At 55.6% G+C, this 13,352-nt stretch carries 12 protein-coding genes and 1 riboswitch; of the genes, 5 read left to right on the top strand and 7 right to left on the bottom strand.

Translation table 11 applies throughout. The features are described 5' to 3' along the window. Positions 1–9: 9 nt before the first annotated feature. From mgtE to ABLO27_RS07130, 5 genes are all read right to left on the bottom strand, one after another. Positions 10–1,434 (bottom strand): magnesium transporter, encoded by a 1,425-nt coding sequence (gene mgtE / locus ABLO27_RS07150; RefSeq protein WP_353031598.1) that lies wholly within the window; start codon positions 1,432–1,434, stop codon positions 10–12. Between the two features lie 77 nt (positions 1,435–1,511). Then, complete coding sequence (locus tag ABLO27_RS07145; RefSeq protein ID WP_353031596.1) at positions 1,512–2,243, bottom strand: proteasome-type protease; 732 nt, start codon at positions 2,241–2,243, stop codon at positions 1,512–1,514. A 74-nt stretch (positions 2,244–2,317) separates the two neighbouring features. Next, positions 2,318–3,136 (bottom strand): transglutaminase family protein, encoded by an 819-nt coding sequence (locus ABLO27_RS07140; protein WP_353031595.1) that lies wholly within the window; start codon positions 3,134–3,136, stop codon positions 2,318–2,320. 26 nt (positions 3,137–3,162) lie between these two features. Beyond that, positions 3,163–4,113: an alpha-E domain-containing protein gene (locus ABLO27_RS07135; RefSeq protein WP_353031593.1), complete on the bottom strand. Its 951-nt coding sequence runs from the start codon at positions 4,111–4,113 to the stop codon at positions 3,163–3,165. Positions 4,114–4,120: 7 nt separating this feature from the next. Next, entirely contained in the window at positions 4,121–5,545 is a 1,425-nt protein-coding gene (locus tag ABLO27_RS07130; RefSeq protein ID WP_353031591.1) for a circularly permuted type 2 ATP-grasp protein, read from the bottom strand. Between the two features lie 425 nt (positions 5,546–5,970). Here ABLO27_RS07130 and ABLO27_RS07125 point away from each other — a divergent pair, with 425 nt between their 5' ends. Next, positions 5,971–7,503, top strand: a complete 1,533-nt coding sequence (locus tag ABLO27_RS07125; protein ID WP_353031589.1) for an acyl-CoA carboxylase subunit beta — start codon at positions 5,971–5,973, stop codon at positions 7,501–7,503. Positions 7,504–7,565: 62 nt separating this feature from the next. On the opposite strand, the gene ABLO27_RS07120 is transcribed toward ABLO27_RS07125, so the two are convergent. After that, positions 7,566–7,877 carry a hypothetical protein gene (locus ABLO27_RS07120; protein ID WP_352942995.1) on the bottom strand — a complete coding sequence of 104 codons (312 nt, stop codon included), beginning with the start codon at positions 7,875–7,877 and terminating at the stop codon, positions 7,566–7,568. Positions 7,878–8,123: 246 nt separating this feature from the next. Continuing rightward, positions 8,124–8,591 carry a hypothetical protein gene (locus ABLO27_RS07115; RefSeq protein WP_353031587.1) on the bottom strand — a complete coding sequence of 156 codons (468 nt, stop codon included), beginning with the start codon at positions 8,589–8,591 and terminating at the stop codon, positions 8,124–8,126. Between the two features lie 225 nt (positions 8,592–8,816). Here ABLO27_RS07115 and ABLO27_RS07110 point away from each other — a divergent pair, with 225 nt between their 5' ends. The 4 genes from ABLO27_RS07110 to ABLO27_RS07095 all read left to right on the top strand — a co-directional run bounded on the left by ABLO27_RS07110 (position 8,817) and on the right by ABLO27_RS07095 (position 13,279). Next, complete coding sequence (locus ABLO27_RS07110) at positions 8,817–10,829, top strand: acetyl/propionyl/methylcrotonyl-CoA carboxylase subunit alpha (protein WP_353031585.1); 2,013 nt, start codon at positions 8,817–8,819, stop codon at positions 10,827–10,829. Positions 10,830–10,922: 93 nt separating this feature from the next. Then, positions 10,923–11,570, top strand: a complete 648-nt coding sequence (locus ABLO27_RS07105; protein ID WP_353031583.1) for an HAD family hydrolase — start codon at positions 10,923–10,925, stop codon at positions 11,568–11,570. Positions 11,571–11,762: 192 nt separating this feature from the next. Then, positions 11,763–11,917: riboswitch (FMN riboswitch) on the top strand. A gap of 80 nt (positions 11,918–11,997) precedes the next feature. Continuing rightward, positions 11,998–12,909 (top strand): DMT family transporter, encoded by a 912-nt coding sequence (locus ABLO27_RS07100; protein ID WP_353031581.1) that lies wholly within the window; start codon positions 11,998–12,000, stop codon positions 12,907–12,909. 82 nt (positions 12,910–12,991) lie between these two features. Continuing rightward, entirely contained in the window at positions 12,992–13,279 is a 288-nt protein-coding gene (locus tag ABLO27_RS07095) for an acylphosphatase (protein WP_353031579.1), read from the top strand. Positions 13,280–13,352 lie beyond the last annotated feature (73 nt).

Genomic DNA, 13,352 nt, shown 5'->3' with positions numbered 1-13,352 from the left:
CTGGGGTTCTCACCCCAGATAAAACGTCGTGGCCATCAGGAAGAAGATCAACACGCCTAGAACGTCGTTTGACGAGGTGATGAAAACTCCAATCGCCATCGCCGGGTCGACGCCGATCTTGTCGAGGATGAGCGGGATGGTGGCACCGACCATTGCAGCAAGTGTCGTGACGCACAGCAACGACAACGAGGTTGCGAGTGCCAGCCGGACAGGGGCATCAATGGGAACCACCAGCGATGCAATCAGCACCAGGCCACACAGAATGGTGCCCGCAATGGCTCCATTGAAAAGCGCAGCAACAAGTTCCTTCATCAATCGAAACAAGATGTCACCGGACCAAAGGGCTCCGGTGGCGATGCCCTGAACGGCGACTGCCGAGGCCTGCAGACCCGCGTTTCCCGCCATGGACATGATGACTGGAATGAAAGCCGCCAGAATTGCAGCTTCGGCAAGTTGATCCTCGTAGGACCCAACGACGGTTGCTGCCACGCTGGCCCCGACGAGACCGGCAAGCAGCCAGGGCAAGCGACCACGAACAATACGCAGTATCGTATCGTCGGACCGGGCTTCCGCTGACACGCCGCTCATGAGAAGCATGTCCTCATTGGCTTCTTCGGAGGCAATTCTTGTGAGCTGTTTTGGAGTGACGCGACCGATCAGAACACCGTCGCTGTTGATGACGGGAACCGTCCGCATGTCGCGTTTTCGGGCCAGACGGAGCACCTCCTCCTGATCGGTGTCGGCCGAAACAGCGATAAAGTCGCGGTTCATGATGCTTCCGAGCGTTGTTTCACCCGGGGCAAGCAGCAACCTTCCCACTTCCACTGTGCCAGTCAGTTTCCCGTTGGCATCCGTCACGTAGACGGTGAAAACTCTGCGTATTCTGGTTGCCTCGGCGCGCATCTGAGCCACCGCATCTCCGGCAGTGCAGGTTTCAGGCAGCGCGACAAACTTCCGTGCCATGACCCGTCCAGCGGTGTCATCGGCATATGAGGCCCGGGTCGCTATATCCTCCACGTCTGGCAATCTCGCGATCAGAGTGTCGGCAACGTCGTCCGGAAATTCGTTGAGGATCTCGATTGCATCTTCCGGATCAAGGCCGGCAAGAATGTCGCGGAACTGGTCGAGGGTGGAATCCTCCATCAAAATGGAGCGAAACTCCGGACGCAGTTCAGCCACTACTTTGATGGAAGGGTTTGCAGGCAACCAGTGAAACAGTTTGCGGGCATGTTTCAGACGCAGCCTCGTCAGAAGCTGCATGACATCAACCGGGTCCCAACGCTTGAGCAGTTCAACGAGCTGGGTTCGCTTGCCGTCCCTGATGAGGTCACGGACAGCCCTGAGCGCGGCGTCGTTTGCTTCAAGGGGTTCCTGAGCCGGTTCACGAATCCAGGTTACTGGGTGAAGCTCGGACACTGAACTGACATTGCTCATGAAAATGGCTCCGTATTAGGACGTGTCCGCTTCTACTGCCGGTTTATGACGGCATCCTGACAGGCAAATTTGTACGATTAAACCTCGAACTCTTCTATATCCGCAAAGGCTTCACGCAACTTGTCGGACCAACCGCGCGACAGTCTTTGAAAGTAGGGATCGTCGCGCTCAATACGAACCTGCCGCTCGGTGGAAAAGGAATCCGTGTTGTAAAGCAGCATGTCGATGGGCAGGCCGACAGACAAGTTGGAACGAAGCGTGGAGTCAAACGAGATCAATGCGAGCTTTGCCGCTTCTCCAAGTCTCATGTCGGCTTTGGTAACCCTGTCCAGGATCGGCTTGCCGTATTTGTGTTCACCGATCTGCAGAAAAGGCGTGTCTTCCGAGACTTCGATGAAGTTTCCGGCGGCATAGACCTGAAACATGCGCGGCTCTTCGCCCTTGATCTGTCCGCCCAGGATGAATGTGACAAAGAAGCTTTCCGCACTGGTGGCCAGCGCTTCTCCGTCGATCTGTTTGACCTCCCGCACCGCACTGCCGACGAGACGCGCGACCTGGAACATGGTTTTTGCGGTCATCAGCGTTGCCCGGTCATTGTCGGCAGACGCCATGTGTTCGCTCAGCAAAGAAATGACGGCTTGCGTAACGGCGAGATTGCCTGCGGAAAGCAGTGTGATCACACGCTCGTTCGGTTCTTCCCACACATGCAGTTTCTTGAAGGTCGATATGTTGTCGACACCGGCATTCGTTCTGGTGTCTGCGGCAAACAGCAGGCCGCGATTCAGCTTCATGCCGACACAATAGGTCATCCCCAAGCCCCTTGGTCATCTTGCGTGACGTTTCCCCGACCGGAGAGCCCGATCATGGCGCCGGAAAATGACAGTTATTGCTGCTGTTGAAAAGCCGCTTGTGCCACGTCGACTTCAACTTCCAGATTTTCTTCCAGACCGCCGAAGCGGATGCCTCTGATTGGGGCCGCCGAGCGGGAGTCCAGACCTGCTGTCAGGCGGATGTATCGTTCGGTCGGACACATTGCGTTGGAAACGTCGAACCCCGTCCAGCCAAGCCCGTCGATGAGCACTTCTGCCCAGGCGTGGTGCGCCTCGGAAGCCTGCTCGTCTTCCAGAAGCAAGTAGCCGGACACATAGCGGGCCGGAATGCCGATGGCTCTGGCCGCTGCAATGAAGATATGCGCATGGTCCTGGCAGACACCTTCACCCGCAGCAAGCGCCGAAGCTGCCGAGGCGTGTGTCTCGCTGACACCGATTTTGTATTCGACCTTTTCTCTGATGGCATGCATGAGCGCGTGAAAGCCACCGATCCTATCGTGCCCTTCCGCATGAGACGCAAGTTTGCGGATTGCCTGATTGGACTGGGTCAGTGGTGTCACTCTTGTGAAGAGGCGAGGCGGCACTCCTGCGTCTGGTTCGTGTCCCAGCACACCGTTCGTGTCCTGCGTGTCAACAACGCCTGCCGCCGTAATCTCAACGTCCTCCACCGGCTCGCTGCGGGACACCATGTGCACCCGGTTGCCGAAGGCGTCCTTGTAGGTTGTCGCCCGCTCTATGCCGGGGGCTTCGATTGACCATTCGACGACTTTTTGCGACGCAGTGTCCTCAGGCGTCAGGCGAAGCTGCTGCATGGCGTTTGCCAAGGGAACATCGTAGCGATAGCGGGTGGTATGTCGAACGGTCAGTCGCATGCGTCACCGGAGAATTGGTTGGTAGGTCAGGCGAAATTGTAGTCTTCGGACAGTTTTTGCGCGAACAGGTTATTCCTTCCAATGAAGTCGGTCAGAAACTCATGCAAGCCTTCCTGATAGATCTCACGCATCTGCTTTTCAGATAGGGAAAGGGCAATCTCCTTGGCCATGTCCAGGCTCGGTTCTCGCGAGCCGTAGAATTGACCCAGGTCTTCGGCGGTGTCGGAAAGCCAATGGTAGCAATGGGCCAGCGAACGCGGCATTTCCCTTCGAAGGATCAGGAACTCCGCAATGTTGAACGGCTTGAGGCGCGCGTTGGGATAAGCGAACCTGTAGCTTCTTCTGCCTGAGAGCGCCCTCAGGATTGCCGACCACTGATAACGCTCCATCGAGCCATCATCGACAATGTCGTTGTCCGGCAGTAGCGAATAGTATTGCGTGTTCAGGATCCGGACAGTGTTATCCGCACGTTCGACAAAATTGCCCATCTGACTGAAGAAGTACCCGTCATCGCGCAGGATGGTGTTCAACAACGCTCCGCGAAACAGGTGTGAACGCTGGTTTGTCCAGGCGAGAAAATCCGGCAGCTTTTCCTGGGTGATTGTCTGCGGATTGACATCAGCAAAGTCGATCCAGGTGGTGTTGATGGCCTCCCAGAGTTCCGCGGTAATTCCGGTTCGCACAGCCCTGGCGTTGTTACGCGCCAATTCAAGGCTGTTGCGAACACTTACCGGATTGTCTTTCGAAAAGACCATGAAATTCACGACGTTGCGAAGGTTCAGCTCGTCATATCTTTCGCTGAAGTCACTGTCGCACCCGGAACAGGACATGGCGAAGGTCCAGTGGGTTCCGTGTTCCTGTCCGGTATGGGACATGATGGCGCCGCGATAGGCGACTTCCAGAAGTTTGGTCACGTTCTGTGCGCGCTCGTGGTAACGAGACATCCAGAACAGTGAAGAAGCGGTTCTTCCAAGCATCTAGTTCTCAGTCCTCAAGTACCCAGGTGTCCTTGGTGCCGCCGCCCTGGCTGGAATTGACGACGAGGGAGCCTTTTTTGAGTGCGACGCGGGTCAACCCGCCCGGTGTGATCCTGACCTGATCGCCGATCAGCACGAAGGGGCGCAGGTCCACGTGACGAGGTGCAACACCGGATGCCACGTGGGTGGGGCAGGCCGACAGCGCGAGGGTCGGTTGGGCGATGTAATTGGAAGGATTGGTTTCCAGTATTTTCCGGAAGTCGGCGATTTCGCGCTTCGAAGCCGTCGGGCCGATCAGCATGCCGTAGCCACCCGAACCGTGAACTTCCTTGACCACAATGTCCTGCAGATTGTCGAGAACATAGGCAAGATCGTCCGGCCGCGAGCAGTTCCAGGTCGGGACATTGTTCAGGATGGGCTTTTGCCCGGTGTAGAATTCAATGATGTCCGGGACGTAAGCGTAAATCGCCTTGTCGTCGGCAATGCCCGTGCCTGGCGCATTGCAGATCGTGACGTTGCCGGCACGATAAGCATCGAAAAGGCCGGGTACGCCAAGCATGCTGTCCGGATTGAAGGTGAGGGGATCGAGGAAGGCGTCATCGATGCGCCGGTAGATCACATCCACCTGCTTCGGATCACGCGTGGTGCGCATGAACACCTTGCCTGCGTCCACGAACAGATCGCGTCCTTCCACCAGTTCAACACCCATGGAATCGGCCAGAAACGCGTGTTCGAAATATGCGGAGTTGTAGATGCCCGGAGTGAGAACAACGACTGTCTGGGCCGATTTGGCCGGATCGGGCGCGACGCTTTCGAGTGTTCGGCGCAACAATTCGGGATACTGCTCCACCGGAGCAACCCTGTGGGTCTGAAAGAGTTCGGGAAACAGCCGCATCATGGTTTCCCGGTTCTCCAGCATGTAGGAAACACCGGAAGGCGTGCGGGTATTGTCTTCCAGAACGTAGAACTCGTTCTCCGAAACCCGGACGAGATCGGTGCCAATAATATGGGCATAGACCTTTCTGGCCGGGGTGAAGCCAGCCATCTCAGGCAGGAAGGCTTCGTTCTGCAAAATGAGATCGGCGGGAATGCGACCGGCCCGCAGGATTTCCTGGCGGTGGTAGATGTCGTGCATGAAGGCGTTCAACGCTCGAACACGCTGGTCTATCCCGGCCGAAAGGCGCCGCCATTCCGATGCAGATATGATGCGGGGGATCGGGTCGAAGGGTATCAGGCGCTCGGTTGCTTCTTCCGCGCCATAAACCGCAAAGGTAATTCCGAGACGGCGGAAAATAGTTTCAGCGTCACGGCCTTTCTTGGTGAGGAAATTGGGTGGCTTGTCTTCAAGCCATTCGGCGAGCCTTGAATATGGCTGGCGTGATCCGCCAGACTCGTCAAGCATTTCATTGAAGAAAGTGCGAGCGTCCGCCATTGCCTCCCCTTTGCTATGCTTCGTTGTTGAGCAATCATGGCAAAATTCTGAAGGGTGTCAAAGGTCAATATCTCGGCGACGCTGCCTGCAAATTAGGCGCACCGGTGGTTGAGTCTGATCCTGGGGTTGTTTTTCCTTCCGCCGCTTACATTCTTCGTTTGGTTGCAAGGAGCTGTGTTTGCCGAATGATTGTCTCGAATGACATTGTTGTGGGGGCATCGTTCAAAACCCTTTGCGGAGCGACTTTTGTTGCTGCTGATGAAAGGCGGTTGAAGGGAGGGAGACCAGAGGCTTTCCTATTGAAGTCGCATACAAAATTTGAGGCATTCTTCACATCGGAGTAAATCTCCATAAGCCCATGTGCTGACTTTGCCGGATTTGTGGATCGTGGTACGGGCTGTGGGAACGAATATTGGGAGGACCGGATGAAAGAAGTTCTGGCCGAATTGGAACGGCGCCGCGAAACGGCACGCCTGGGCGGCGGACAGCGCCGCATCGACTCACAGCATTCCAAGGGCAAGCTGACCGCGCGCGAACGCATCGAAATCCTGCTGGACCAAGGCTCCTTTGAGGAGTTCGACATGTTCAAGCAGCACCGCTGCAATGACTTCGGCATGGAGGAACAGCACATTCCAGGCGACGGCGTGGTGACAGGCTGGGGTACGGTGAACGGCCGGACAATCTATGTGTTCTCGAAAGACTTCACTGTCTTTGGCGGTTCTCTTTCCGAAACGCACGCCGAGAAGATCACCAAGCTGCAGGACATGGCACTGCAGAACAGGGCGCCCATTATTGGCCTGTTCGATGCCGGCGGCGCACGCATTCAGGAAGGCGTTGCGGCTCTCGGCGGTTATGGCGAGGTCTTCAAGAGGAACGTGCTGGCTTCAGGCGTCATTCCGCAGATTTCACTGATCATGGGACCGTGTGCCGGCGGTGACGTTTATTCCCCGGCGATGACCGATTTCATTTTCATGGTCCGCGACACATCCTACATGTTCGTGACCGGTCCCGATGTCGTCAAAACCGTGACGAATGAGACTGTGACTGCAGAAGAGCTGGGCGGCGCATCGATCCACACGACCAAGTCTTCGATTGCGGACGGAGCCTTCGACAACGACGTTGAGGCTTTGCAGGAAATGCGCCGGCTGATCGATTTTCTGCCGGTGAACAATCAGGCAGACCTGCCGGAGCTGACCAACTACGACGATCCGGACCGGGTCGACATGAGCCTGGACACTCTGATCCCTGACAACCCGAACAAGCCCTATGACATGAAAGAGCTTGTCCTGAAAACGGTTGATGAAGGTGATTTCTACGAGTTGCAGGCGAATTTCGCTGCAAACATCATCACGGGTTTCGGTCGTATGGAGGGCCGCACTGTCGGCATCATCGCCAACCAGCCGATGGTACTTGCCGGTGTTCTTGATTCCGATGCCAGCCGGAAGGCGGCCCGGTTTGTCCGCTTCTGCGACTGTTTCAGTATCCCGATTGTGACGTTTGTGGATGTCCCGGGCTTCTTGCCGGGCACGTCGCAAGAGTATGGCGGTCTGATCAAGCACGGAGCAAAGCTGCTCTTTGCCTATTCGGAGGCAACCGTTCCGAAAATTACTGTCATCACCCGCAAGGCCTATGGCGGCGCCTATGACGTCATGAGCTCAAAGCATATCAGTGGCGACATCAACTATGCATGGCCATCTGCCGAGATTGCCGTGATGGGGGCGAAAGGAGCCGTCGAGATCCTGTACCGTACAGAACTTGGAGACGCGGACAAGATTGCGAAGCGGACGAAGGATTACGAGGACCGGTTTGCCAATCCGTTCGTTGCAGCAGAGCGTGGTTACATCGATGATGTCATCCGCCCGCACTCAACGCGCCGACGGGTGGCAAAAGCCTTGGCACTGCTTCGGTCCAAGAAAGCGGAGTTGCCGTGGAAGAAACACGACAATATTCCACTATAACGATATCGTTCCGAGCGAAAAAAACATACACGAGCGGGCCGGCTTTCCGGCCCGTATTCGTTTTAGTCCCAGCGGTTGAAGCCGCGTTGGAACAGAGGTTCTTTGCATTCATAGGCAACAGGGCATTTGCGGTTGTCCCGGGTTGGGCCGTATTGGACAAAAAGAACCTGATTGTAATCGCAGTAGCTTCGGTTTGAGACGAACATTGAATATGTGTACTGGCCGGTCGTAAACACCACAGCACCGTGCTGGCGAACCATGTTCTGGGCTTGTGAACAGGTCAGTTGCCGCAAATCCGGCCGCGCTTCAGCAGCCGTTGTCAAAAAAATGCTGCCAAGCGCAAGGCTGGCTGTCAGCAGATGTGTCTTTCGCATTGAGTTACCTCCCGTATTTTCCGGGCAAGAATGTGCTTATCGATTTCTACGCTAACTTGAAGCTAACAGATCTTACCTTTACGTCAGTTACAAATTTAAGTGTGCAGCAGACTTCACAGCAAGGGTGTGACCGTCACCACAAAAAGCGCGTTCATGAGTTGGCAGGTGGTGTGGTCTTTTCGTGTCAGTGTGACACGTGAGCTAGGAAGAAGTTGGGAATAACGAGCGTAAACCTATGAAATCCGGTTAGTTTCGTTTTTCCCAGTCCGTGGGGCAAACGGTCCCCGGAAGGATTGTTTGGGCGCCTTTCAGGGAAAATCCCGCATAACTGTCGTCGTTGAATTTGACCGCCATCGTCTGGGCTGATCTCAACTTGTGCCAGACGTAGCCGAAACTGTCCGCGCATGTGGCACAGGCACTGCTGACGTAGCCTTGATTGTTGACGGGCAGGTCCAGAATCTCCTGATCGAGGATCAGTTTGATACGAGACTCGGGAGGAGGCGTTTTGCCTTCGATCTCAATATGCAGAAGTGTGCCATTGACTTTGCGCTCCGGATGGCACCAGACCACAAAGTTTGCGCCAACGTTATTGGTTGTCCAATAGCGTGTAAAACCGTCGACCTTTCCACTGTTCCACTTGCCGACTGTTTTGCCCATGGCACCGCTCGACAGTACGGTGGACGCAATCAGAACAATCGTAGCGGCCTTATTCATAAATCCTCCCAAGCGAAATCTTGGTAGTTGTGCCAATCTATTGTTAAAATAACGTAAGAGGAACAATCCTGACGGGCGGTAAATCTGCGGACGAATGATCGAACTACCGTTTCGGCGATCGACGGATGATCTCCATCCGTAAAACACCTCTCGCCCTTTGGATAAGTTGCGCCGCCGTATGGCGCGTCTTACAAACGAAAAAACGATCCAGTTGGGTGGAAATACATGTTCTCGAAAATCCTTGTCGCCAACCGGGGCGAGATAGCGTGCCGGGTTATCAAGACAGCGAGCCGCATGGGCATAAAGACCGTTGCCGTCTATTCAGACGCCGACCGGGATGCCTTGCATGTTGAAATGGCTGACGAGGCGGTTCACATCGGTCCGGCTGCCGCAGCAGAGTCCTATCTCATCGCCGAGAAGATCATCGCTGCCTGCAAGGAAACCGGTGCCGAGGCGGTTCACCCCGGATATGGTTTCCTGTCGGAACGGGCAAGTTTTCCCGAAGCCCTCGCCAAGGAAGGGATTGTATGGATCGGTCCCAATCCGCGTGCGATTGAGGCGATGGGCGACAAGATCGAATCCAAGAAATTTGCCAATGATGCAAATGTCAGCACGGTGCCAGGATATCTCGGCGTCATCGAAACGCCGGACCATGCGGTGCAGATTGCCGAAGACATCGGCTTTCCGGTGATGATCAAGGCGTCAGCCGGCGGCGGTGGCAAGGGCATGCGGATCGCCTGGAACGCGGATGAAGTGCGTGATGGCTATGCAAGGTCGAAGTCCGAAGCAGCGTCTTCCTTCGGTGATGACCGTGTTTTCGTTGAGAAATTCATCGAAAACCCGCGTCACATTGAAATCCAGGTTCTGGGTGACAAGCACGGAAACGCGATTTATCTGGGAGAACGTGAATGTTCGATCCAGCGGCGCAATCAGAAAGTGATCGAGGAAGCGCCGTCGCCGCTTCTGGATGAGGAAACCCGCCGCAAGATGGGCGAACAGGCCGTCGCCCTTGCAAAAGCCGTCGATTACGACAGCGCCGGTACGGTTGAGTTTGTTGCCGGTCAGGACAAGAGTTTTTACTTCCTTGAAATGAACACCCGATTGCAGGTGGAGCACCCGGTGACTGAGCTGATCACCGGCGTCGACCTCGTCGAACAGATGATTAGGGTCGCTGCAGGCGAAGAACTGTCGATTGGGCAGGCTGACGTGAAGCTGAACGGCTGGTCTGTTGAGAGCCGCATTTACGCAGAGGATCCGTACAGGAACTTCCTGCCGTCGATCGGCCGTCTTGTTCGCTATCAGCCGCCGGAAGAGATGTCTACCGAGACGCTTACGATCCGCAATGACACGGGTGTTGTCGAAGGATCCGAAATCTCAATGTTCTACGATCCGATGATCGCAAAGCTGATCACGCATGCCCCGACACGTGCGGAGGCAATCGAAGCCATGAGTTCGGCGCTTGATGCCTTCTATGTTGACGGCATTCAGCACAACGTTCCGTTCCTGACAGCATTGATGAACCATCCGCGCTGGCGTTCAGGCGAGCTGGCGACAAGTTTCATTGCTGACGAGTATCCTGACGGCTTTTCAAATGCGGTTCCTAATGATGAGGCCAATGCGGTTCTTTCCGCTGTTGCCCTTTCCATGGGAGCGCTGGAGCGGGAGAGGCTGGACCATTTGCCGGGACGTCTTCGGCAACATTCCGGAGCGATCCGCGAAGAGTGGGTGGTCAAACTGGACAAGACCTATGTGCCAATCCGATTGGCGGCAGGCTATCCTGGAACACCGGTGGAACTGGACGTTGCCATTGGAGAGGGGCCTGTCATCAATGTGGAATCGGACTGGTCTCCAGGGGACCACATCTGGGCCGGTAAAGTCGGCTCTCGCGAAGTGACGGTTCAGGTCAGACAGGTGACTGGCGGCTATCGACTGGATTGGCAGGGTTATTCCATTCTGGCCAAGGTCATGACACCGCGCATTGCGGAACTCGACCAGTTGATGCCGGAGAAGCTGCCGCCCGATACTTCCAAGATGCTGCTTTGTCCGATGCCGGGATTGGTCGTTTCGATCGCGGTGAGCGAAGGGCAGGAAGTCAAGGCAGGTGAACAGCTCGCTGTTGTCGAGGCAATGAAAATGGAAAACGTGTTGCGCGCAGAGCGAGATTGCGTTGTTTCCGCTATCAAGGCGGACCCGGGAGACAGCCTGGCGGTTGATGCCGTGATCATGGAATTTTCCTGATCGAACAGTGATTGACAGCTAACCGTTTCGCTCGGTACTTCAACGGCCTGTGACAGACGAGTCACGGGCCGTTTTGTTTTCTGCGGAGGGTGCATGGCGTATTCGACTATCCTGTTTGACCTTGATGGGACACTCACAGACCCTTTCGACGGCATAACCCGTTCCATTCAATATGCCCTGGACAAGTTGGATGCTCCTGTACCGGACGCCGGTGACTTGCGTTGGTGTATCGGGCCGCCGCTCTGGGACAGTTTTGAAGTTCTTTTGAAAACAGACGAGCGCGTAAAACTGGATGAGGCGGTGGCTCTTTATCGAGAGCGGTACACGGTTACGGGCCTGTTCGAGAACACATTGATCGAAGGAATTCCTGAAGCTTTGCAGGCTCTGCGTGATGCGGGGTATCGCCTGCACGTGTGTACCTCAAAACCTCATGCATATGCCGGCAAGATTGTGGAGCACTTCGAGCTGATGCCGCATTTCGGAACGGTTTACGGCTCGGAACTCAGTGGGAAGCGGTCCGCCAAGGCGGAGCTGATTGCCCACATCCTTGAAGAAGAAGGCTTGTCAGCGTCGGAAACCGTGATGATCGGCGACCGTAAGCACGACCTCATCGGAGCCAATGCCAACAAAGTCGCGAGCATTGGCGTGCTTTGGGGGTACGGAAGCCATGAAGAACTGGCAGTAGAAGATCCGATTCTGATCGCGCAGCAACCAGCCGAGATCGTCCGACATCTGGGGTAGCTTTGGAAGACCAATGGCTGATTTCCATTGCGGCCGGACGCTTTTCACGAAAATGTCCGGTCGCAAGCAATGTGCAACCGGACCCTGGCACACAGGTTGGGTTCTCGCGCAACGAATGTTTCAGTGATACTGAAAATTTGATGCGGTTATCATTGTCATTGTGAAAAATCGAAGTTAGATAACTGGGCAGAGAACAGTTCTCGGGGCGGGGTGGAAGTCCCCACCGGCGGTATCAGGGAAACCTGGAGCCCGCGAGCGCCTTGGTACAATCGGAAATGTGCCAAGGGTCAGCAGATCCGGTGTGAGGCCGGAGCCGACGGTTATAGTCCGGATGATAGAGAACTTGGTTGCGGGCTCTTCAGTGAGAGCTGGCGGGCGCGTGTCTTTTGGGGCTGTTCTGGAAAATGAACTGGAACGGACCTGAAACATGACGGAACCTTCGGCAACTTTTACTCAAAGACCGCTGCTTGCCGCGTTGGCCATGGTTGGTGCTGGCGCATCGTTTGCGCTCGTCAACGGAGCATTGCAGGCATCCACCATGCAGCTTGGCGTGCCATCCACTTCAGCAGCATTCTGGCAATACGCGCTTGGCCTGCTGGTGGCACTGCCGTGGGTATTGCGCAGAGGCCGCACGGCCTTGAAGACAAACCAGATTGGCTGGCACTTGCTGCGCGGCGCACTTGCCGTTGTCGGCATCCAACTTTGGGTCGCCGGTCTTGCTCGTGTCGAGATCTGGCAAGCAATCGCCCTGGTGATGACCTCTCCATTCTTTGTCATAATCGGTGCCAAACTGTTTTTTGGTGAGCGGGTCGGTATGGTTCGCTGGCTCGCGACCTTTGCGGGCTTTTCCGGTGGCATGGTGATCCTTCAGCCCTGGACGGAAGCCTTTAGCTGGGGAGCCGTGTTGCCGATAGGGGCTGCCGCATTCTGGGCAGGAACGTCCCTGGTTACGAAGAAGCTGACCAGAACGGAGCAGGCCGATTCCATAACGCTGTATCTCTTGTTGCTGCTGACGCCGGTCAACGCCCTTCTGGCGCTGGGCGATGGAGGGATTGTGCCATCCGGAACAGCGCTTTGGCTGCTGGTGGGGGCAGGGGTTCTGACTGTTCTCGCCAACTACCTTCTGACACTTGCCTATCAGAAGGCGGATGCCGCATTTGTTCAGCCATTCGATCATCTGAAACTGCCGTTGAACATTGCAGTCGGTTTTCTCGCTTTCGGCTTTGCGCCGACCGGAGCATTCTGGCCCGGAGCCTTGGTGATTGTGGGAGCTTCACTGCTTGTGATGCTGGAGGAACAGAAGCGAACCGCGCGGCAAACCGCTGCCGGTGAAGTCTGAATTCACGAATTGAAACTCGCGAAATTTCCGGAATCGGCGGTCTTGATTTATGATTCTCCTGTTTTGTTGATTGGAGGGCCCAATGACCGCCGATCCCTTGAACGTTCATGTTCTGATTGAAGGCCGGGTGCAAGGAGTGGGTTACAGGGCTTGGTGCGCTGGAGAGGCAGAAGCGCGCAATCTATCCGGATGGGTTCGAAATCGACGATCCGGAGCCGTTGAGGCTGTGTTTTTCGGCCCGTCGGATACGGTCGTCGATATGCTCGATGTGTTGTGGCAAGGACCTTCCTTTGCCCGGGTCACAACCATCAAGGATCTCGATCCGGTAGATCCGGAAAATGGCGTTTTTGCCATTCGCGATACGATCTAGCCGTTCGTGGCGATTTGCTTGCTGTGTATCAATTACGAAATTCAATGTTGAGTTGTCATTGAAATATCGCAAT

The organism is Roseibium sp. SCP15, assembly GCF_040329435.1.
In the GTDB taxonomy this organism is placed as follows: Bacteria; Pseudomonadota; Alphaproteobacteria; order Rhizobiales; family Stappiaceae; genus Roseibium.
The sequence above is the reverse complement of the archived record's forward strand: the minus strand, read 5'-3'. Positions and strand labels throughout refer to the sequence as shown.